This window comes from Kutzneria sp. CA-103260 (assembly GCF_018263855.1).
Classification (GTDB): domain Bacteria; phylum Actinomycetota; class Actinomycetes; order Mycobacteriales; family Pseudonocardiaceae; genus Kutzneria.
Genome location: NZ_CP073318.1, coordinates 8,056,022 through 8,076,435, shown reverse-complemented (window position 1 = coordinate 8,076,435; position 20,414 = coordinate 8,056,022). Strand labels below are relative to the sequence as shown.

At 70.2% G+C, this 20,414-nt stretch carries 23 protein-coding genes and 1 tRNA gene; 16 read left to right on the top strand and 8 right to left on the bottom strand.

Annotation, left to right across the window (positions count from 1 at the left end; genetic code table 11):
* The first annotated feature begins 19 nt into the window (after positions 1-19).
* From JJ691_RS35385 to JJ691_RS35370, 4 genes are read left to right on the top strand one after another with little or no spacing between them, the layout of a single operon-like run.
* Entirely contained in the window at positions 20-1,258 is a 1,239-nt protein-coding gene (locus JJ691_RS35385; protein WP_211763900.1) for a hypothetical protein, read from the top strand.
* Positions 1,259-1,262: 4 nt separating this feature from the next.
* Complete coding sequence (locus tag JJ691_RS35380) at positions 1,263-1,955, top strand: response regulator transcription factor (RefSeq protein ID WP_211763899.1); 693 nt, start codon at positions 1,263-1,265, stop codon at positions 1,953-1,955.
* Positions 1,956-1,962: 7 nt separating this feature from the next.
* Positions 1,963-2,970 carry a sensor histidine kinase gene (locus JJ691_RS35375; protein WP_211763898.1) on the top strand — a complete coding sequence of 336 codons (1,008 nt, stop codon included), beginning with the start codon at positions 1,963-1,965 and terminating at the stop codon, positions 2,968-2,970.
* 10 nt (positions 2,971-2,980) lie between these two features.
* Complete coding sequence (locus tag JJ691_RS35370; RefSeq protein WP_211763897.1) at positions 2,981-3,712, top strand: class I SAM-dependent methyltransferase; 732 nt, start codon at positions 2,981-2,983, stop codon at positions 3,710-3,712.
* Here the strand turns inward: JJ691_RS35370 and JJ691_RS35365 are convergent.
* Positions 3,709-4,770 (bottom strand): NAD-dependent epimerase/dehydratase family protein, encoded by a 1,062-nt coding sequence (locus tag JJ691_RS35365; protein WP_211763896.1) that lies wholly within the window; start codon positions 4,768-4,770, stop codon positions 3,709-3,711. The genes JJ691_RS35370 and JJ691_RS35365 overlap by 4 nt on opposite strands.
* 94 nt (positions 4,771-4,864) lie before the next feature.
* Here JJ691_RS35365 and JJ691_RS35360 point away from each other — a divergent pair, with 94 nt between their 5' ends.
* Positions 4,865-5,365 carry a MogA/MoaB family molybdenum cofactor biosynthesis protein gene (locus tag JJ691_RS35360; protein WP_211763895.1) on the top strand — a complete coding sequence of 167 codons (501 nt, stop codon included), beginning with the start codon at positions 4,865-4,867 and terminating at the stop codon, positions 5,363-5,365.
* Positions 5,366-5,494: 129 nt separating this feature from the next.
* On the opposite strand, the gene JJ691_RS35355 is transcribed toward JJ691_RS35360, so the two are convergent.
* A complete protein-coding gene (locus JJ691_RS35355) occupies positions 5,495-5,821 on the bottom strand; it encodes an Rv0909 family putative TA system antitoxin (protein ID WP_249227216.1) in 327 nt (108 codons plus the stop codon).
* A gap of 17 nt (positions 5,822-5,838) precedes the next feature.
* On the opposite strand from JJ691_RS35355, the gene JJ691_RS35350 reads away from it, so the two are divergent.
* A complete protein-coding gene (locus tag JJ691_RS35350) occupies positions 5,839-6,018 on the top strand; it encodes a hypothetical protein (RefSeq protein ID WP_211763894.1) in 180 nt (59 codons plus the stop codon).
* Between the two features lie 167 nt (positions 6,019-6,185).
* On the opposite strand, the gene mscL is transcribed toward JJ691_RS35350, so the two are convergent.
* The 4 genes from mscL to JJ691_RS35330 all read right to left on the bottom strand — a co-directional run bounded on the left by mscL (position 6,186) and on the right by JJ691_RS35330 (position 8,316).
* Positions 6,186-6,569 (bottom strand): large conductance mechanosensitive channel protein MscL, encoded by a 384-nt coding sequence (gene mscL, locus JJ691_RS35345; RefSeq protein WP_211763893.1) that lies wholly within the window; start codon positions 6,567-6,569, stop codon positions 6,186-6,188.
* A gap of 40 nt (positions 6,570-6,609) precedes the next feature.
* A complete protein-coding gene (locus JJ691_RS35340) occupies positions 6,610-7,233 on the bottom strand; it encodes an SAF domain-containing protein (protein ID WP_211763892.1) in 624 nt (207 codons plus the stop codon).
* An 82-nt stretch (positions 7,234-7,315) separates the two neighbouring features.
* Positions 7,316-7,636, bottom strand: a complete 321-nt coding sequence (locus tag JJ691_RS35335; RefSeq protein WP_211763891.1) for an FmdB family zinc ribbon protein — start codon at positions 7,634-7,636, stop codon at positions 7,316-7,318.
* Between the two features lie 101 nt (positions 7,637-7,737).
* Positions 7,738-8,316 (bottom strand): 5-formyltetrahydrofolate cyclo-ligase, encoded by a 579-nt coding sequence (locus JJ691_RS35330; RefSeq protein WP_306291326.1) that lies wholly within the window; start codon positions 8,314-8,316, stop codon positions 7,738-7,740.
* A gap of 38 nt (positions 8,317-8,354) precedes the next feature.
* On the opposite strand from JJ691_RS35330, the gene JJ691_RS35325 reads away from it, so the two are divergent.
* From JJ691_RS35325 to vanX, 8 genes are all read left to right on the top strand, one after another.
* The gene (locus JJ691_RS35325; protein ID WP_211763890.1) at positions 8,355-9,245 is read left to right on the top strand and encodes a UTP--glucose-1-phosphate uridylyltransferase; all 891 of its coding nucleotides are present in this window, start codon (positions 8,355-8,357) and stop codon (positions 9,243-9,245) included.
* Between the two features lie 11 nt (positions 9,246-9,256).
* On the top strand, positions 9,257-10,480 hold the full coding sequence (glp, locus tag JJ691_RS35320) for a molybdotransferase-like divisome protein Glp (protein WP_211763889.1): 1,224 nt from the start codon (positions 9,257-9,259) through the stop codon (positions 10,478-10,480).
* Positions 10,473-11,141, top strand: a complete 669-nt coding sequence (locus tag JJ691_RS35315; protein ID WP_249227215.1) for a GNAT family N-acetyltransferase — start codon at positions 10,473-10,475, stop codon at positions 11,139-11,141. The genes glp and JJ691_RS35315 overlap by 8 nt, the downstream gene beginning before the upstream one ends.
* A 145-nt stretch (positions 11,142-11,286) precedes the next feature.
* Positions 11,287-12,057 (top strand): divisome protein SepX/GlpR, encoded by a 771-nt coding sequence (gene sepX, locus JJ691_RS35310; RefSeq protein WP_211763888.1) that lies wholly within the window; start codon positions 11,287-11,289, stop codon positions 12,055-12,057.
* A gap of 76 nt (positions 12,058-12,133) precedes the next feature.
* Positions 12,134-12,206 (top strand) — tRNA-Ala (locus JJ691_RS35305).
* 764 nt (positions 12,207-12,970) lie between these two features.
* Positions 12,971-13,939: a D-lactate dehydrogenase VanH gene (gene vanH / locus JJ691_RS35300; protein WP_211771898.1), complete on the top strand. Its 969-nt coding sequence runs from the start codon at positions 12,971-12,973 to the stop codon at positions 13,937-13,939.
* Positions 13,932-14,966, top strand: coding sequence for a D-alanine--(R)-lactate ligase (gene vanA / locus JJ691_RS35295; protein WP_211763887.1), 1,035 nt, complete (start codon positions 13,932-13,934; stop codon positions 14,964-14,966). Before vanH ends, vanA begins: the two co-directional genes overlap by 8 nt.
* Before the next feature lie 2 nt (positions 14,967-14,968).
* Positions 14,969-15,577 (top strand): D-Ala-D-Ala dipeptidase VanX, encoded by a 609-nt coding sequence (gene vanX / locus JJ691_RS35290; RefSeq protein ID WP_211763886.1) that lies wholly within the window; start codon positions 14,969-14,971, stop codon positions 15,575-15,577.
* A gap of 65 nt (positions 15,578-15,642) precedes the next feature.
* On the opposite strand, the gene JJ691_RS35285 is transcribed toward vanX, so the two are convergent.
* Together JJ691_RS35285 and JJ691_RS35280 are read right to left on the bottom strand one after the other, a co-directional pair.
* Positions 15,643-16,761: a sensor histidine kinase gene (locus JJ691_RS35285; RefSeq protein WP_211763885.1), complete on the bottom strand. Its 1,119-nt coding sequence runs from the start codon at positions 16,759-16,761 to the stop codon at positions 15,643-15,645.
* Positions 16,754-17,449, bottom strand: coding sequence for a response regulator transcription factor (locus tag JJ691_RS35280; protein ID WP_211763884.1), 696 nt, complete (start codon positions 17,447-17,449; stop codon positions 16,754-16,756). Before JJ691_RS35280 ends, JJ691_RS35285 begins: the two co-directional genes overlap by 8 nt.
* 90 nt (positions 17,450-17,539) lie before the next feature.
* On the opposite strand from JJ691_RS35280, the gene JJ691_RS35275 reads away from it, so the two are divergent.
* Positions 17,540-18,070 (top strand): M15 family metallopeptidase, encoded by a 531-nt coding sequence (locus JJ691_RS35275; RefSeq protein WP_211763883.1) that lies wholly within the window; start codon positions 17,540-17,542, stop codon positions 18,068-18,070.
* A 1,389-nt stretch (positions 18,071-19,459) separates the two neighbouring features.
* Positions 19,460-20,224 carry a winged helix-turn-helix transcriptional regulator gene (locus JJ691_RS35270; RefSeq protein ID WP_442912503.1) on the top strand — a complete coding sequence of 255 codons (765 nt, stop codon included), beginning with the start codon at positions 19,460-19,462 and terminating at the stop codon, positions 20,222-20,224.
* Positions 20,225-20,414: the final 190 nt, after the last annotated feature.

The window sequence follows — 20,414 nt, the reverse complement described above, 5'->3', positions numbered from 1 at the left end:
GGCCGCTACGGTGACAGCCATGGCTCACCGCATCGGCTTGCGCCTCGATCTTGTCGTGGGTGGCGCGGCACTGGTGTTCGTGGGCATCGCCACGGCAGTGGGCCTGGCCGTGCCGAACATTTTCGCGGCGGCGCCGCCGCTGTTCGCGCAATGGATGCCGCACGTCGGCATCGGCACGCCGCTGGCGATTCTCGTCGCTGTCGCTGTGATTGCCTGGCGGCCGCCGCTGCGGTTCGCCTATCCGCTCGCGGTCGCCTGGACGTTCTCGCTCGCGCTGATCGACGGCTGGCAGCGCGGCATCGCCGACCGGCTCACGTCACAGGACGAGTACCTGCACGAGGTGCCGGGCGTGCACGACATCGGGGCGATGCTCCGGACGTTCAGCACCCGGATCCTCGACTTCCAGCCCGACTCGTGGACCACTCACGTCGCCGGGCACCCGCCGGGCGCGCTGCTGGCCTTCGTCTGGCTGGACCGCCTCGGCCTCGGCGGCGGCGCGTGGGCCGGTGTGGTCGTGATCCTCATCGGCAGCCTCACCGCGTTCGCTGTGCCGTGGACGCTGCGCTCGCTCGGTCACGCCGAGCTGGCGACGGCCGTGGTGCCGTTCTCGGTGCTGCTGCCCGGGGCGGTGTGGGTCGGCGTCTCCGCCGACGGCCTGTTCGCCGGCATCACGGCGTTGGCGGTTGCCCTGCTCGTGCAGCGGCACTGGATCGCCTGGCTGGGCGGCGGGCTGCTGCTGGGTTACTCGGTGTTCCTGTCGTACGGGCTGCTGCTGTTCGGTCTGGTCGCCTTGGCGGCGGTGATCGCCACCCGGCGTTGGGTGGCACTGGGGGTGGCCGTGGTCGCGGCCCTCGCAGTCATGGCCGCCTTCGCGGCGGCCGGGTTCTGGTGGTTCGACGGCTATCACCTGGTGGTCGAGCGCTACTACCAGGGCATCGGGGCGCTGCGGCCGTACTCCTACTGGGTGTGGGCCGACCTGGCCACGGTGGTGCTCGCCGCCGGCCCGGCCGCCGTGGCCGGCCTGCGCCGGCTGCCGGGATCGCCGCTGCTGCTGATCACCGGCGCGGCCGTGCTGGCCATCCTGCTGGCCGACGTCACCGGCCTGAGCAAAGCGGAAGTGGAACGCATCTGGCTACCGTTCACCGTGTGGCTGGTGCCGGCGGCGGCGCTGCTGCCGGCGTCGACCCGGCGGTGGTGGCTGGCGGCGCAGGCGCTGACCGCGCTCGCGGTCAACCATCTGGTGCTGACGAACTGGTGAGGACATGACTGGACGGGTCCTGGTCGTCGACGACGACGAGACGGTGCGCGACGTGGTTCGCCGCTACCTGGAGCGCGACGGCCACGAGGTGGTGGTCGCCGGGGACGGGGAGAGCGCGCTCGAACTGGTGGCCCGGCAGCTGCCCGACCTGATCGTGCTGGACCTGATGCTGCCCGGCATCGACGGCTTGGAGGTGTGCCGGCGGCTGCGGCAGCGGCACTCGGTGCCGATCGTCATGCTCACCGCCCTCGGTGAGGAGGAGGACCGCGTGGTCGGCCTCCAGCTCGGCGCCGACGACTACGTGACCAAGCCGTTCAGCCCGCGCGAGCTGGCCCTGCGGGTCGGCTCCGTGTTGCGGCGGGCCAAGGGCACGCCGGCCGCGGCGTCCATGGGCGAGCTCGCCGACGGGGCCCTGCGGCTGGACACCGTGGCCCGCAGCGCGACCCTGAACGGCGCGCCGCTGGCGCTGACCACGCGGGAGTTCGACCTGCTGGTGTTCTTCATGGTCAACCCCGGGCAGGCGTTCAGCCGGCCGCAGCTGCTGGAACGGGTGTGGGGCTGGGACTTCGGCGACCAGTCCACTGTGACCGTCCACGTGCGACGGTTGCGGGAGAAGATCGAGGACGACCCGGCCAACCCGAAGCGGATCGTCACCGTGTGGGGCGTCGGCTACCGCTTCGACGCGATTTCGGGATGAGGCAGCCATGCTGGTCGAGCTGATGCACATCGCGCCGTACGCGATCGCGTTCACGCTGCCCATCGCGCTGCTGGGCCTGGTGCTGCTGCAGTGGCTCCGGGAGCGGTCGCTGGCCACGTCCATGACCGTGCTCGTGCTGGTGCCGCTGGTCGCGACCGCCATCGGCGTGATCGGCGTCAGCGGCTTCATGTTCACCGCGATGCTCAACACCACCATGCTCGTGTACCTCTGGGTCGCGATCGTCACCGTGCCGGCCGCGCTGCTGCTGGGGCGGGGCATCGCCAAGCGGACCGTGTGGGAACGGGAGGCCCGGTCCCGGGAACGCGCCGCCGAGGCCTCACGGCGTGAACTGGTCGCGTGGATCAGCCACGACCTGCGCACCCCGCTCGCCGGGATCCGGGCCATGGCCGACGCCCTGTCCGACGGCGTCGTCTCCGCGCCCGAGGACGTCGCCGGCTACGCGTCGCGGATCAGCACCGAGACCCAGCGGCTGTCCGGCATGGTCGACGACCTGTTCGAGCTCTCCAAGATCACCGCCGGGGCGCTGCGGCTGACCATGTCCGCCGTGCCGCTGCGGGACGTGATCAGCGAGGCCGTCGCCGCCGAGGGGCCCGTCGCCGCGCGCAAGGGCGTGCACCTGGAGGCCAACGCCGAGGCGTGGCCCGTGGTGCTCGGCAGCGACCCGGAGCTGGCTCGCGTGATCCGCAACCTGCTCTCCAACGCCATTCGGCACACCCCCGCCGACGGCACCGTCGCCGTGCACGTCGACGCCGAGGACGATCGCGCCGTCGTCCGAGTCGACGACGCCTGCGGCGGCATCCCCGACAACGAACTGGACCGCGTGTTCGACGTCGCCTTCCGGGGCAGCTCCGCCCGTACCCCCTCTGGCGACGGCGGCGCCGGTCTCGGGCTCGCCATCGCCCGTGGGCTCGTCGAAGCCCATCGCGGCGAGATCGCCGCCCACAACCACGGGCCCGGCTGCCGCTTCGAGGTCAAGCTGCCCATCGCCGTCTAACGTTGGCGGCATGGGGGAGCTGCCCTTCGGGCCCATCGCCGAGCAGTACGACCGCTTCCGGCCGTCGCCGCCCGAGGGACTGGTCGACGACCTCGAACGCCTCGGCGGCGCGGTGCTGGACGTCGGCTGCGGCACCGGCAAGGCGGCGGTGGCCCTGGCCGAACGCGGGCTGACCGTGCTCGGCGTGGAGCCGGACGAGCGGATGGCGTCGATCGCCCGAAGCCATGGCGTGCCGGTGGAGATCGGGGCCTTCGAGACCTGGGACGCCGGCGGCCGGCAGTTCGACCTGCTGACCTTCGCCGACTCCTGGCACTTCGTCGACCCGGCCGTCGCCGTCCGGCGGGCCGCCGAGCTACTGCCTCCCGGCGGCAAGGTCGCCCGGTTCTGGAACACCTACGTGCTGGAGCCGGCGGCGATCAAGGCCCTCGACCCCGTCTACCGCCGGTTCGCGCCCGAGATCCTGCCGACCTGGCGGCAGACCGCCGCGTGGGCCCCGTTTCGCCTCGACGACGACCCGTTCGCGCGGACCGGGTTCACGCCGCTGCGGATGCGCTCCTACCGGTCGTCCGCCCTACGGTCCGCCGACGAGTGGGTTGCCACCATTGCCACGACCAGCGGCCACCTTCGTCTCGGTGACCGCCTCGCGCCGCTGATGGCCGAGGTACACGCGGCCATCGACGCACTCGGCGGCGCACTGCGGGTGCACCGCACGACGTTTCTCGCGCTCACCCGCCGCAGCTAGGGCCGGACCGGGTCGCGCAGCGGGGCGTTGGCGAAGTCGGCGACGCCGGCGGCGAACTCCACCTGGGCCTTGAAGCCGAGGAGATCGGCCGCCTTGGTGGGATCGGCGACCACGTGCCGCACGTCCGCCGGCCGCGCCCCGCCGACGATCCGCGGCGCTGGACCATGGCATGCGACAGCCAGCTCGGCGGCGAGTTCGCCGACGGTGTGCGGATCGCCCGAGCAGACGTTGACCGCCTCCAGCGTGCCGTCCGGGGCGGGCTGCTCGACGGCGAGAGCGTTGACCAGCGCGACATCGGTCACGTGCACGAAGTCCCGCATCTGCCGGCCGTCCTCCAACACGGTCGGCGCCTGCCCGTTGCGTAGCGCGGACCGGAACAGGGAGGCGACGCCGGCGTACGGGGTGTCGCGCGGCATGCGAGGGCCGTAGACGTTGTGGTAACGCAACGCCCATACGTTGCCGCCGGTCTGCCGCGCCCACGCGGCGGCAAGGTGCTCCTGCGCAAGCTTCGTCGCTGCGTACGTGCTGCGCGGCTCCAGCGGCGCGTCCTCCGGCACCTTCCGCCAGTCCAGCTCCGCGCCGCAGCACGGGCAGCGCGGGTCGTAGCGTGCGGCATCCACATCGGACTGCTGCCGTGGCAGCGGCCGTACGACGCCGTGGTGCGCGCAGAAGTAGCGGCCCTCGCCGTACACGACCATGGACGACGCCAGCACCAGCCGCCGCAGCCCCGCGCGATGCATCGCCGCGAGCAGCACCGCCGTGCCGTAGTCGTTGTGGGAGGCGTACTCCGGCGCGTCCGACGGATCCACGCCGTGGCCGACCACCGCCGCTTGGTGGCACACCACGTCCACTCCGGTCAGCAGGCGGTCCAGGAGCTCGCCGTCCCGCACGTCGCCGAGCACGATCTGGTGCCGCGCCGTCCACGCCGGCGGTTCGGCGGTGCCGTGCGCCTTGGCCAGCATGGCGTCGAGCAGGACCACCTGGTGTCCGCGGTCGGCCAGTTCGTCGGCGACGTGGGAGCCGATGAAACCGGCCCCTCCGGTGATGAGGACTCGCACCGCCCCGACGTTATGGGCAGATCCGCCGCCGTGGTCGTCCGCGAGCCGGTACGTCACACAACCGTCAGATCCACCCGACCGCTAGGTTGGTGGCATGGAACGCAGTGCGCAGCGTCTCGGCCGTGCCCTTGTCGTGATCATCAACGACGCGGTGATGCACGGCGAGCACGAGGACACCACCGGGCCGCTGGTGACCGAGCTGTTGGAGGAGGCCGGCTTCATCGTCGACGGTGTCGTCGCGGTGTCCGGCGACGTCGTGGGCATCCGCAACGCGCTCAACACCGCCGTCATCGGCGGCGTCGACCTGGTCGTCACCGTCGGCGGCACCGGCGTGTCGCCCCGCGACCAGACGCCCGAGGCCACCCAGGGTGTGCTCGACCGCCCCATCCACGGCATCGCCGAGGCGCTCCGCTCCTCCGGCCTCGCCGCCGGCGCCGTCGACGCCGGCATCTCCCGTGGCCTGGTCGGCATCTCCGGCAGCACCCTGGTCGTCAACCTGGCCGGCTCCCGCGGCGCCGTCCGCGACGGCATGGCCACCCTGTCCGCGCTGGTGCCGCACGTCATCGAGCAGCTGTCCGGCCTCGACGAGGTCTGACCGCGGCCCGCTCTCGGGGTCCGGGGCGGAGCCCCGGCGTCGGGTCTGGGGGCTCGGCCCCCAGAAAGGACAACGGGAGACCCATGCTCGCGCTTTCAGCGAGCATGGGTCTCCCAGACTCACGTTCCGCTACTTCTTGTCGTTGTTGAACAGCTCGGTGACCTTGTCGCCGACCGCGCGCACGCCCTCGCTGAACTTGCCGCCGGTCAGCTCGTCCATCTTGGCCGCGGCCGCGTCCGCGCCCTTGTTGATCGCCTCGCCGGCCTGCTCCAGGTAGGGCGCGGCCTTCTCCCGCAGCGGCTCGGCCTTCTCGGCGAGGTCGCCGGCGACCTCCGCGGCCTTGTCCCGCAGCGGGGCGGCCTTGTCCGCCAGGTCGTTGGCCATCTCCTTGGCCTTGTCGAAGAAGCTGGTCACTCCGGTCCCCGCCTTCTGCTTGATGACAGCCTGCTCACTCAATGATGGACGATGGTCGGGTGAGCGAGCCACGCGAACAGCCCGAACCCACCCGCCGCCTCGACCCGAAGCGCCTGGGGGAGGTCTTCGGCGACGTGCTGCCCGAGACCACCTCCGACGAGCGGGACCCGGAGCGCCGCCGGGAGAGCAGCGACAGCTGGTACGAGGAGAACCGTCCGCCCCACCACGAGGACCGCTAGCGCGATCCCCGCGGGGGCTGGCGCTGGCCGTTGAGCTGACTCCGCTCATCGGGCCGAGGCTGCTGGTCGGGGACCGGGTGCTGCCTCTGTGCTGGGCGAAGGCCGCCGGCTGGCCCGGGGCGGGCCGACGGTGCCCGGGCTGGTGGTGTCTGTCGTCCCCGCCCGGGTCAGCGCTGGCCCTGCTGGGCGCGCAGGAGGTCGCGGATCTCGGTGAGCAGTTCGATGTCGGTGGGGCCGGCGGGCTTCGCCTCCTCCGGCTTCTTGAAGCGGTTGGTGATGCGCTGCACCGGCACGACGATCAGGAAGTAGACCACCGCCGCGATGATCACGAAGTTGATCACGGCGGTGATGAACAGCCCGTAGTCGAAGGTCACGCCGACGACGGTGAAGGTGCCGCCGATCTCGCCGCCGGTGATGGCCTTTACCAGCGGGTTGATGAACGCGTTGCCCAGCGCCGTCACCAGGGCGGTGAACGCGGTGCCGATGACGACGGCGACGGCCAGGTCGACGATGTTGCCGCGGAACAGGAAGTCCCGGAAACCCTTCAGCATTGCGACTCCTCAGGGGGGCGAGTGATCGGCCCAAGAATGATCAGCGCAGAGTAACGGTGACCGACTGGGCCAATGACGCCGCCGCCACCTTGGCGGCGACCCGGCGCGGCAGCGCCATGACCACCAGCCGGCCCTTCGCCGACACACCCTCGCTCGGACGCACCGCCACCACCACCGCGTCGCTGGCCAGCACGGCCGGATCGCCGACCACGTCCACATGGCTGCCGGGCCGCAGCAGGTCGGCCACGGCCGCGTCGGTCAGCCGCACCGGCACGGCGACGGCATCCGGGTCACCGGTGGTCAGCAGCGTGTTCTCCCGCCCGACCAGCTGCACGTCGGTGATCGGCTCGCCGGCCCGCGCCGGGCCGGCGAGTGTCCGACCGACGGCGGCGCCGGGCTCGGACAGGGCCCCGGCGGGGGCGTAGGCCAGCGGCAGGTCGCGTATTCGCACGTCGTCGACGGTGAGCGTGACGCCGGCCGGCACGTCCCGGGCCGCGACCAGCACCGGGGCGGTGTGCTCCTGGCCGTGCAGCATGGTGGCCGCGGCCAGGGCCACGGCGAGCACGGCCAGCAGCGCCGCCGCGGTCCGGCGGAACAGGATGGTGCGCGCCCAGCTGGACGTGGTCAGCAGGCGGCGGAGTCGGGAGATGCGGGTGACGACCATGCGATCGACGCTAGGGCGTTGTGAACAGCGAAAACACCGGTTGTCCACGACCTGTGGACAACCGGTGTTCCCTGTGGACAACTCAGCTGGCGGCGGCCTTCGCCGGCGTGGATGAGCTACTCTCCGCCTTCGCCGCGGCCGGCTTCGACTCCGACTTGGTCTCGCTCTTGCTCTCGGTCTTGGACTCCGAGCTGCTGCTGGCGGCCGGCGAGGAGGCGGTGGAGCCGTTACGGCTGTCGGTGCGGTAGAAGCCGCTGCCCTTGAAGACCACGCCCACGGAGCCGAACAGCTTGCGCAGCTTGCCGCTGCACTCGGGGCACTCGGTCAGCGCGTTGTCGCTGAAGGACTGGACCGCTTCGAAGCGGTGTCCACATGCGGTGCACGCGTACTGGTAGGTCGGCACGGTTCCTCCGCGAGCGGTCAGGGTTGGCACTCGGGTGCGGAGAGTGCCAACAATCATGATGCGCCACGACGGCGTGGCCATGCAAACAGCAAGGGGAATCGTCACAGTCGCACAAGTCCACCCGTAGGGGTGAGGACCGCGGTCATCAGCACGTCGTGCGGCTCCGCCGGCAGGCGCTCCACGAACTCCTCCGCCCGGACCACCGCGATGCGCGGGGCGGTCACGCCGCCCAGCGACCGGTCGTAATGGCCGGCGCCGCGCCCGAGCCGCACTCCCCGGCGATCCACGGCCAGCGCCGGCACCAGCACGGCGTCGGCATTCGCCACCGCGCCCGGCCCCAGCCGCAGCCCGCTCGGCTCCCGCAGGCCGTACGGACCGGCGACCAGGCTGTCGGTGCCGAAGTAGACGCCCCAGTCCAGCGGTTCGCGGCCGGTGACGATCGGCAGCAACACCCGCCGGCCCGCCGCGCGCAGGGCGTCCAGCAGCGCCGCCGAGCCGGGCTCGGCGCCGACGGGCACGTACGCGCACACCGTCGCTCCCAGCCAACCCACAGCCGACGCAGCCACTTCGGCAAGCGCTTGCGCCTCCGCCGCCCGAACCTCGCTTGACACCTCGGAACGGGCCTTGACCAGGCGTTTCCGCCACAGGTCCTTCTCCGGGGCCGGTCCCGTCGGTGTCACGATCCCACCTCACAGAGTGACGGATAGTCTTTTCGTCCATGAGCTCGCCAAGCGCCTTCCACACGGCCATCGTGCCCGCTGCCGGCCTGGGCACCCGCTTCCTGCCGACGACCAAGGCCGTCCCCAAGGAACTGCTGCCCGTGGTGGACACACCCGGCATCGAGCTGGTCGCCACCGAGGCCGCACAGGCGGGCGCGACCAAGCTGGTCATCGTGACCTCGCCCGGCAAGGACGCGGTCGCCAACTACTTCCGGCCCCAGCCCGAGCTGGAACAGACGCTGGAGGCTCGCGGCAAGACCGAGCTGCTGGCCAAGGTGCAGCGGGCCACCAAGCTGCTGTCGGTGGAGACCGCCATCCAGGACAAGCCGCTCGGCCTGGGCCACGCCATCGGCTGCGCCGAGGGCAACCTCGACGGCTCCGACGACGCCGTCGCCGTGCTGCTGCCCGACGACCTGGTGCTGCCCACCGGTGTGCTGACCAAGATGGCCGAGGTCCGCTCCCGGCTCGGCGGCACCGTGCTGTGCGCGTTCGACATCCCGCGCGAGGAGATCTCCGCCTACGGCGTGTTCGACGTCCGCGACACCGGCGACGACGACGTCAAGCAGGTCGTCGGCATGGTGGAGAAGCCCAAGGCCGAGGATGCCCCGTCGACCTTCGCCGCGGCCGGCCGCTACCTGCTCGACCGGGCGATCTTCGACGCCATCAAGCGCATCACCCCGGGCGCCGGCGGCGAGTTGCAGATCACCGACGCGATCGCGATGCTGATCAACGAAGGTCACCCCGTGCACGTCGTGGTCCACCGCGGCGGCCGGCACGACCTGGGAAACCCGGGTGGTTTCCTGCGTGCCGCGGTGGACTTCGCCCTCGACCACCCGGAGTATGGCGCTGACCTGCGCAGCTGGCTGGAGGGTCGAATCGGGAAGGCTTGAGCGAAACCACGATGAGGTCAGTAGACGAGCAGCTCACCCGGGTACTCGGGGCCGCGGTCCGGCCCTCGCCCGTTCGGGTGGCGATTTCCGAGGCGCAGGGCCTGCTGTGCGCCGAGGAAGTCGTGGCCGAACGCGCCCTGCCCGGCTTCGACCAGGCCGCCGTCGACGGCTACGCGGTGCGCAGCGTCGACGTGCAGCCGGCCACCGACAGCCCGGTCGTGCTGCCGGTGGTCGGGGAGATCGCCGCCGGCTCCCGGCAGCCCCGCCGGCTCCAGCCGGGGCAGGCGGTCCGGGTGGTCACCGGGGCCCCGCTGCCGACGCTGGCCGACGCCGTGGTCCCGCTCGGCTACACCGACGGCCACCCGGCCAAGGTGACCGTGACCATGTCGGTGCCGTCGGCCGCGTTCGTCCGGCGCACCGGCGAGGACGTGCAGACCGGCGACGTCGCCGTGCGCACCGGCACCACCATCGGCTCGGCCCAGGTCGGCCTGCTGGCCGCCGTGGGCCGGGACAAGGTGCTGGTGCACCCCAAGCCGCGGGTGTCGATCATCTGCGTGGGCGACGAGCTGGTCGACATCGACCGCACGCCCGGCCCCGGCCAGGTTTACGACGTCAACTCGTACGCGCTGGCCGCGGCCGCGCGGGACGCCGGGGCCGAGGTGTCCCGGGTCGGCATCGTGCCCGGCGACCCGCGGCGGCTGCGCGAGGTGGTCGAGGGCCGGCTGCTGCTGTCCGAGATCGTCGTGGTCGCCGGCGGGGTCGGCGGCAGCGGCGGCGACGAGGTGCGGTCCGCGCTGGCCGAGCTCGGCGACCTGGACACCACCCGGGTCGCCATGCACCCCGGCTCGGCGCAGGGCTTCGGCCGGCTCGGGCCGGACGCCGTGCCCACGTTCCTGCTGCCCAGCAACCCGATGAGCGCGCTGGTGGTGTTCGAGGTGTTCGTCCGGCCGCTTATCCGGACCGCGCTGGGCAAGGCCAACCCGTACCGGCGCATGGTCAGCGCGCGGCTGCTGTCGCCGCTGACGTCCACCAAGGGCCGGCGCGGCTTCCTGCGCGGCCAGCTGCTGCGCGACAGCGGCAACGACGACTTCCTGCTGCAACCGCTGGGCACGTCCGGCTCGCACCTGCTGGCGTCGCTCGCGGAGGCCAACTGCCTGGCCGTGGTCGACGAGGACGTCACCGACGTCGGCGTCGGGGAGGAGATCCAGGTGTGCTTCCTCGCCCAGCGTGGGTGAGCCCGTGGAGATCGCCGAGTTCGGCGGCGGTCGGCACCCCGGCTGGCCCGCGCGGCTCGGACCGCTGACCGTGCCGGCCGGGGTCGTCGAGCTGCGCCCGCCCCGGCTGTTCGACGCCGGCGCCTGGTCGCGCATCCGCGTGCGGGAGCGGTCGTACCTGGAGAACTGGGAGCCCACCGCGCCCGGCAGCTGGGAGGAGCGCAACGGCGTGCTGGCCTGGCCGAGCCAGTGGTCGGCGCTGCGCAGCCTGGCCCGGCGGGGGCAGACCCTGCCGTTCATGATCATGGTGGACGGCGTGCTGGCCGGGCAGGTCACCGTCGGCAACGTGCTGCGGGGCTCGCTGCGCTCGGCCTGGGTCGGCTACTGGGTGGATAGCGAGGTCACCGGCGGCGGCGTGGCCACCGCGGCCACCGCGATGGTCGTCGACCACTGCTTTCGCCACGCCGCGCTGCACCGCATCGAGGCCACCGTGCGGCCCGAGAACACCCCCAGCGTGCGGGTGCTGACCAAGCTCGGGTTCCGCGAGGAGGGGCTGTTCCGCCGCTATCTGGACGTGGCCGGTGGCTGGCGGGACCACATCTGCTTCGCCCTGACGGCCGAAGAGGTCACCGGGGGTCTGGTAGACCGTTTGGTCCAGGCCGGACGCGCCCGTCACGCGTAGTCGAGTTCACCCGATAGTGCGCTTTTCGCCACACTTGCGGAACCGTGTATCCCCGGCGCGCCTCGGAGACACGTGTGACTGTTGTGACTAACGTGGCGTCTGCGGTCAGCGCACGCCCATCGAACTGACGGGGGAGGTGACGAACGTGCCCAGCTCATTGATCATCGTCGCCCTGGTTGTGGCATGGCTCGTCGTCCTGGTCCCGATGATCGCGCGCAAGCGGCAGGAAGTGGCCAAGACCTCCGACACCGCGATGGCCGCCCGAGTGGTCCACGGCGATCCGGAGGACGTTGAGGAGGAACTCGACATGAGCGTCGACGAGTCCGAGACAGCGATCACGGACGACGACTACCGCGACTACGACGAGGAGCCCCGGCCCTACCGGCCCGGGCGCGGCGGCTACGACCCGGAAGCCGCCGCCGCCTCCGCGCGCGCCAAGTACGCCTTCCGGCAGCGCGCCGTCCTGGCGCTGCTCGTGCTCGCCGTGCTCAGTGCCCTGTTCGCCGCACTGGTCATGCCCATCGCGTGGTGGGGCCACGGCGGCGTCGACCTGCTGCTCGTCGGCTACCTCGGCTACCTGCGCCGCCAGGTCCGCATCGAAGCCGACGTGCGTGAACGCCGGCAGGCCCGCATTCGCGGCCGCGTCGCCGACGAAGCCGAATTCGTCGAGACCGAATACGACGACGAGGACTACGACGAGCCGGCCGTCGCCGAGGCCGAGCCCGTCCAGCCCGAGCCGGTCGAACCCGAGCTCTCCGAATACGAGGACGCCCCCCGCTCCACCCCCGCCCGCGACCCCTACCGGCCCGGGCCGGCCCTCAACGGCACCACCGTCGTCGACATCGACGACGAAGACCCCGCCTTCGAGGACCTCGACCGGCCGCTCCGTCGCGGCTACCACCGCGCCGCCGGCTGACCAGGGGGGTGGCAAAAACCACCCCGCCGACCCTGCTATAGTTCTCCACGTACGGACGCGAGAGCAGAAGTACGACGGGGCTGTAGCACAGTTGGTAGCGCGTCTCGTTCGCATCGAGAAGGTCAGGGGTTCGATTCCCCTCAGCTCCACGCGATTCACGGGAGAGCCCTGCTTGCGGAAAACGCAAGCAGGGCTCTTCGCGTTGTGTCTTCTGGGGGCCCGGCCCCCAGGCCCCCACGCCGGAGGGCTTCGCCCCCGGACCCCCACCGTGGCTGGGTTGGGTGAGTGGGTCCCGTCGGGTGGCGGGCGGGTTACGGGCGGAATGCGTTAGCGGGTGCTTGAGCTTTTGTTCTGGCGGGGGAGTCACGCCGTTCGGTTAGCTCAGGGGTGTGTTGTCAGAACGGTGGTGGGTGGGGAGAAAACGACCGCGGCGCGGGCCCTTGTGCGGGAAGTGGCGAAATTGGCAAATTGGGGGCGGGGGAGAGTTCGCGGCGCGGGCACGAGGGCCGGTCGGTTCGGGGAGGACGTGAAGTTGTGCGAAGGGCTCCCGGAAGCGGTGGTCGGTGTTCTGGTCATCAAAGGGGTAGACGCACAGGCCGAGGCCAGGTTGCCTGCGGGGCGTTGATCGTTGCGGGCGAGGTGGGTTGACGGGGCGGAAGCAGGTGCGGCCCGTCGGTGTCGGCGCAGGTGAGAGCCGGTGACGTGGGGTATGAGGGGCGCGTGGGCCGTGGTCGGGGGACGTGCGGGGGCCCGCGATGCTACTGGTTGGTAACGTGTTGTCGGCAAATCGGACCCCCACATACTTGCCGTCATCGCCGCGCTGCTTACACTGCCCGGCATGGCCTACAGCGAACGAGCACGAACAGCGGCCCCCCGCACCCGATCGCTGGCGTCCGCGTCCTCCACGGCCGTCCTGACGACAACGGGAATCACGATTTTTGGATGTGGGCGGGACGAGGAAGTCCTGTTCCGTGAGATGGCGCCTCAATTTGGTGTAGTGCCAACCATCACCGAGGCGGCGGTGTCCGAGGTCAATGTCGACCTGGCATTCGGAAACCGGTGCATCAGCGTAGGCCACAAGACTCGAATCACGAACTCCACCCTTCTCGCGCTCAGTGAAATCGGTGTGAGGTACATTTCCACGAGAAGTATCGGGTTCAATCACATCGATGTGAAGTACGCGGAGAGCGTCGGCATCTGCGTCGGGAACACCTACTACTCGCCGGACAGCGTCGCCGATTACACGCTGATGATGATGCTGATGTCGATCAGACATGTGAAGTCCCTGATCAGACGCACGGACGCGCATGACTACCGGTTGCACCCGATGCGCGGGCGAGAACTGCGCGACCTGACCGTCGGAGTGGTGGGAACGGGCCGGATCGGCGCGGCGGTCATCGAGCGGCTGCGCGGTTTCGGCTGCCACGTGCTGGCCTATGACAATCGCCCCAAGGCGATGGCCGAATACGTTTCCATCGATGAGTTGCTGGAGCGTAGCGACATCGTGACGCTGCACACGCCGCTCACGACGGAGACCTACCACCTGCTCGATCGCCACCGTATCGAGCAGATGCGCGACGGCGCGTTCGTCATCAACACCGGACGTGGCCCGCTCATTGAGACCGAGGCTCTCGTCTCGGCGCTGGAAAGCGGCAAGCTGGGCGGCGCGGCGTTGGATGTCGTCGAGGGTGAGGAAGGCGTGTTCTACGCCGACTGCCGGAACAAGCCCATTGAGAGCGCGTCGTTGTTACGGCTCCAAGAGATGCCGAACGTGCTCATCAGCCCGCATACCGCGTACTACACGGACCACGCGCTGAGCGACACGATTGAAAACTCCCTCATCAACTGTCTGGAATTCGAAAGCGGGAACCAGCATGGCTAGGTTGAAGCTCGGCATCATCTTCGGTGGCGTTTCCGAGGAGCACCCCGTTTCCCTCAAGTCCGTGCGTGAGGTCGCCAAGAGCCTCGACCTCGACAAGTACGAGCCGTTCTACATCGGCATCACCGAGGACGGCGTGTGGCGGCTGTGCGACGGCGGCCCCGACGAGAACTGGGAGACCAACAGCCGTGCGGCCATGCTGTCCCCGGACCGCGGTGTGCACGGCCTGGTCGTGCTGGAGGACGGCAAGTACGACACGATCCGGCTGGACGTGGTGCTGCCCGTGCTGCACGGCAAGCTCGGTGAGGACGGCGCGATCCAGGGCCTGTTCGAGCTCTCCGGCATCCCCTACGTGGGCTGCGACATCCCCAGCTCGGCCCTGTGCATGGACAAGTCCCTGACCTACCGGGTCGTCAGCGCCGCGGGCATCCCCACGCCGAACTTCCAGATCGTGCTGCCGGACGACACGGTCGACGCCGACCTGCTCAACTACCCGGTCTTCGTGAAGCCGGCCCGGTCGGGCTCGTCCTACGGCGTCACCAAGGTGTCCGGCAAGCAGGAGCTGGCCGAGGCGTTGGAGACGGCCCGCAAGTACGACTGGAAGGTGCTGATCGAGGAGGGCGTGGTCGGCAGCGAGATCGGCTGCTCGATCCTGGGCAACGACGACGACCTGTTCGCCGGCGAGCCGGACCGGGTGGCGCTCACTTCCGGCTTCTTCCGGATCCACCAGGAGGCCTCGCCCGAGACCGGGTCCGAGAACTCCGCGTTCATCTGCCCGGCCGACATCTCGGAGGAGTCGCGCGCGGCCGTGCAGAAGACGGCCAAGGCCATCTACCGCCTGATCGGCTGCCGTGGACTGGCCCGGGTCGACCTGTTCCTCAAGGAGGACGGGACCGTGGTGCTCAATGAGGTCAACACCCTGCCCGGCCTGACCTCCTACAGCCGCTACCCGCGCATGATGAAGGCCGCCGGCCTGTCGCTCGGCGACCTGGTCGACCGGTGGGTGCCGCTGGCGCTGGCGGCGAAGTGACGATGCACGAGGACTTCGTCTTCGTTGACGAGCTCGTGCCCGGCATTCGCTGGGACGCCAAGTACGCCACCTGGGACAACTTCGTCGGCAAGCCGGTGGACGGCTACCTGGTGAATCGGATCGTCGGCACGAAGGCGCTGTGCGCCGCCCTGGAGAAGGCGCGGGACAAGGCGCAGTCCCTGGGCTTCGGCCTGCTCATCTGGGACGGTTATCGGCCGCAGCGCGCCGTCGACAACTTCATGAGCTGGTCGCGGCAGCCGGAAGACGGCCGCACGAAGCAGCGGCACTATCCGAACATCGAGCGGGCGGCGATGTTCGAGTTGGGTTACGTGGCCGCCAAATCGGGCCACAGCCGGGGCAGCACGGTCGACCTGACCCTTTTCCACCTGGACTCGGGCGACCTCGCGGACATGGGCGGCGACCACGACCTGATGGATTCGGTCTCCCATCACGGGGCCGACGGGGTCGGGCCGGACCAGGCGCGAAACCGTCAGCACCTGTGCTCCGTCATGGAGGACTGCGGTTTCAGCTCGTACCAGTACGAGTGGTGGCACTACACGCTGAAGAGCGAGCCGTACCCGGACACCTACTTCGATTTCCCCATCGAATAGGCGGCGTGCCGAAGGGTGATGACGTGCGTCGGACTGGCCGTGGTCGGCCAGCCGCGCACGTCCCCCTACGGGGTCGGTGAAACGGGCCCTGAAGCCGTCGTCCGTGCCGACGCGGTGGGCAGTCGCACCGTGACCCGGAGACCGCCGGTGGGGCGGGGGTCGAGCGTCAGGGTTCCGCTGTGGGCCTGGGCGATGCTCTTGACGATGGCCAGGCCGAGACCGACGCCGGCGTGGTCGGTGTGGATGCGCTCGGTGCCGCGCTGGAAGGGCTCGGTGAACGTCGGGACCAGCTCCGGGGCGAGCTTGTCGCCGGAGTTCTCGACCGTCAGCACCACCGTTTCGGCCTGGACGCCGGTCGTCACCCGCACGGTGCCCCGCGCCGGCAGATTGTGCACGATGGCGTTGTGCACGAGGTTGGTCGTCATCTGCAGCAGGAGCGCCGGTGACCCGAAGGTCGGGGTGATGTCGCCGGCGGCCTCCAGCACGACGCCGCGTTTCTCGGCCAGCGGGAGCAGCGTCTCGGTGGCCTCCTCCGCGAGCAGCGACAGGTCCACGGGCTCACGGGTGAAGGATCCCCGGTCGGCCCGGCTGAGCATGAGCAGCGCCTCGATGAGGTCGATCGCACGGGTGTTGACCTGGGCGATGCGCTCGACGAGTTCGCCGGTGTCGTGGTCCGGGTCGTTGCGGGCCACGTCGAGCAGGGCCCGCGTGATCGCCAGCGGCGTGCGCAGCTCGTGCGAGGCGTTGGCGGCGAACCGCCGCTGCTCGGCGACGTGCGCCTCGAGCCGGGCGAGCATGGTGTCGAAGACGTCGGCGAGCTCGCGGAACTCGTCGTTGCTGCCCTCCAACTGGATCCGGTGGGACAGCGACGCGGTCGAGGCCGTGCGGGCGGCATCGGTGATGCGGGTCAGCGGGGCGAGCATGCGGCCGGCGAGAATCCACCCGCCCACCAGACCGAACGCCAGCAGCAGCACCAGCAGGACGGCGGCGGTCGGCGCGAAGGCACGGATGAGGGTCCGGCCGGACGGGGCGATCACCACGGCCGTCGGCGGAAAGCCGATCCGCTGGTAGCCCATGAGGAAGACGCCCACGGCGGTGAGCAGCAGGGCGCCGGCCACCATGAGGAAGGCGGCGTAGCTGAGGGTCAGTTTGAGACGGACGCTCAGACCGGGCGCTCTATCCACCGCTGCGCATCTCACGTCCGACGACGGGCACCGGTTCGATGCGGTAGCCGACGCCGGCCACGGTGGCGATGATCCACGGCTCGCCGAGCCGTTTGCGCAGGGCCGAGACGGTGATGCGCACGGCGTTGGTGAGCGGGTCGGCGTTCTCGTCCCAGGCCCGGGCCAGCAGCTCCTCGCCGCTGACGACCCCGCCTTCGGCGTTGACCAGGACCTCCAGCACCGCGAACTGCTTGCGGGTCAGCGCGACGTACCGGCCGTCCCGGTAGACCTCGCGGCGGAACGAGTCCAGCCGCAGGCCGGCGATCTCCCGCACCGGCGGCCGGCTGTGGGCCCGCCTGCGGTTGAGCGCCCGCAGCCGGAGCACGAGCTCGCGCAGGTCGAAGGGTTTGGTCAGGTAGTCGTCGGCGCCGAGTTCGAAGCCGGAGGCCTTGTCGTCGATGCGGTCGGCCGCGGTGAGCATGATGATCGGCATCCCGCTGCCGGAGGCGACGATGCGCTGGGCGACCTCGTCGCCGGACGGGCCGGGGATGTCGCGGTCGAGGACGGCGATGTCATAGGCGTTGACGGCCAACAGCTTCAGCGCGGTGTCGCCGTCGCCGGCGATGTCCGCCGCGATCGCCTCCAGGCGCAGGCCGTCGCGAATGGCCTCGGCCAGATACGGCTCGTCCTCGACGATCAACACACGCATGCTTCGACACTCCCCCACGGTGCTGGCATATCGTGAGCGTATCGAGAACGACATACGGGCTGGCAACATCACACTGCCTAGACTGCGTTGATGACCCACAGCGGACCGTCGTCAACGACCCGCCTGAATCGCGACCAGGACGCTGGCGCGCTCGGCGAGGCCGATGGGGTGGCCGACGGCGCTGTCCCGCCCGACACGACCGTCTTCAGCGACGAGGTGCCGGGCGTGGTCAATCTCAATCCGGACCTTCTGGACGCGCTGCGCCGGGCCGCGACCGATGCCGCGGACGACGGGGTGGAGTTCTTCGTCAACAGCGGCTGGCGTTCCCCGGAGTACCAGAATCGCCTTCGGCGCGAGGCGGTTTCGACCTACGGCTCCGAAGAGGAAGCCGCGCGGTGGGTGGCCACGCCGGAGACGTCGGCCCATGTGGCCGGGCAGGCGGTCGACATCGGGCGGCGGGCCGGCGCCCAGACGTGGCTGTCCGAGCATGGCGCGGGTTATGGGCTGTGCCGGATCTACGGCAACGAGCCCTGGCACTACGAACTGCGTCCCGAGGCGATCGAGCACGGCTGCCCGCCGATGTACGCCGATCCCAGCGAGGACCCGAGGATGCGCCGGTGACCGGCATGCCGGCCGACGCCCGCGGACGCACCAGCGGACCGGCCGGCCAGACCTCCAGGGACGACCGACCAGTCGATGCCCGGAGTGTCGGATTTATCACATTCGGGGTTTTCGGCTGCCGGGAGACCGGGTCCGCCGATCGATCGCGACGCACGCCCGTCGAGGCGGGGCGGCGCGCCGCCGTCGGCGACCGCTTCCGGCTCGAACGCGTCGAAATTCTCGCCTGCGTCGAAATTCTCGAGGACGAATCGGGAGCGTCCGACGCCGGCTTCCCGCTCGGGGATGAGGTCGACCGGACGTCGGCGCCGGGCTTGGACCGGATCGTCCACGTCGGTCTCTTGGTTGCACGATCTGTTGCGGCACAAGGGGAATCGGGCGTGCAGGCGAGCTCGGTCTCGTGCCACCCCGGCCACGCGCGGCCGCTCCCGGCGGCTGCGCGGCCCATGCGGTGTCGAGCGCGGCGGGGTCCGGCCCGGTCGGCGCCGTCTCGGTCGCGGCGGACGGCGCGACCACACACTCACATCGGCGCCGCCACGGTGTCTGCCGTCCATCGGACGAAAAGCGTGACTTTTCGGGACGCGGATTCGGTCAAAGGGCGCAACACGATCGAAGGGCGTCACTATCACCCCGCACCGGCGAATTAGGTTCGCAAACGGACGAATTTAGTGACACTTTAGTCCGCTCGGGCGGCGGGTCGCGCATCATACTAATGATTGGCTAGTGCGTCAACACCTTTTGCAGAAATGCACAGGCTCGGGTCTTGGGTGACCACTTCGCTAGGTGGACGCCCATTGTTTGCCGGCGACGATTGCTCATGTCATGCTGGCCCGGGGTTGAGGGGGGTGACGGTGGTACGCGACCACGAGGCAATCGCAGATTCCAACCGGGGAAACCACTGAGCAGGGGCTGTGCGCAGTGGGCGTCGGACTCGGGGCCTCGCATTACCGCGAACGGCGGTCCTGATCGGGCGTATGTTGCTTCTGTTGGCCTTCTGGGAGGCTTCCGGAGGCGGTTCGTAGGCACACGGGGTGGTGTGCTGGGGATCCTCGCTGTGGGAGGAAACCCGCTGCTCGGCCGAGGTTTGGTTGGACCACGAGGCATCGTCCAACCGCTGGGGCTGAGCAGTTGGACGATGCGGTTCTAGTCCGCATCGCATAACTGGCGAAGAAGAGATCCGGTGGGGGCTAGGTGGATCCGACGAGAGTTGACATATCCGCTCTTCCGATCGTCGAAATTGAGTTGTCCCAGTTGTCTGTCATGTGCTCGCCGCGAACCTCGGGAGAGGATCCGGAGCACATTGAGGCACTGTTGTCGGCAGAAGGGGAGCTGCCGCCCATTCTCGTTCACCGGCCGACGATGCAGGTCGTCGACGGTCTGCACCGGTTGGCGGTGGCGAGAATAAGAGGCGACACGACAATTGCGGCAAGATTCGTCAACGGCACCGAATCCGACGCGTTCGTCCTGGCCGTCGAGTCGAATGTGCGGCACGGCCTGCCGCTCTCGCTGGCCGATCGCAAGCGCGCGGCCGTCCAGATCGTCGGCACGCATCCGCAGTGGTCGGACCGGCGGGTGGCCACGGCCACCGGCATTTCCGCCGGCACCGTGGCCGACCTGCGAAGACGCGGCGGCGAGGGGGGCAACGAGGCCAGGATCGGACGGGACGGCCGCATTCGTCCCGTCGACAGCACGGAGCGCCGCAAGCTGGCCGCCGAGCTCATTCGCAGCGATCCGGGCCTGTCGCTGCGGCAGGTCGCCAAGCAGGTCGGCATCTCCCCGGAGACGGTTCGGGACGTGCGGGGCCGGCTGGAGCGCGGGGAGAGCCCGACCCCGGACGGAAACGGGCGGCTGCCGGCCAAGCCGCACACGCTGACCTGGGTGAAACCCGATCTGAGCCGGGCGCTGGACCGGGAGCGCATCGCCGTGCTGGAACGGCTCAAGGCCGATCCGGCGCTGCGGCAGAGCGAGGTCGGCCGGGTCCTGCTGCGCATGCTCGCGATTCACTCCCTCGACGGGCAGCAGTGGGAGAAGATCCTGCACGGCGTCCCGCCGCACCTCTACGGCGTGGTCGCCGCGTTCGCCCGGGACCACGCCCGGGTCTGGGCCGGGGTCGCGGACCACCTGGAGCACCAGGCGACCGATCTGGCCGCCGGATGATCGCCTGACCACGCGGGCGGATAGCCGTACGAGCGCGAACCGCGGGGAGTTCTCTTTCCGGCCCTGATCTGACCGTGTCCATTGTGGATCCGGTTCGGTGGGGCGACGGCCTTGAGAAGCGGGGCCGTTTCCGGTTGTCCGGCTATCCGTCAATTCCTTTTGTTTGCCCAAGTCCGCGGCTGGACTTCGC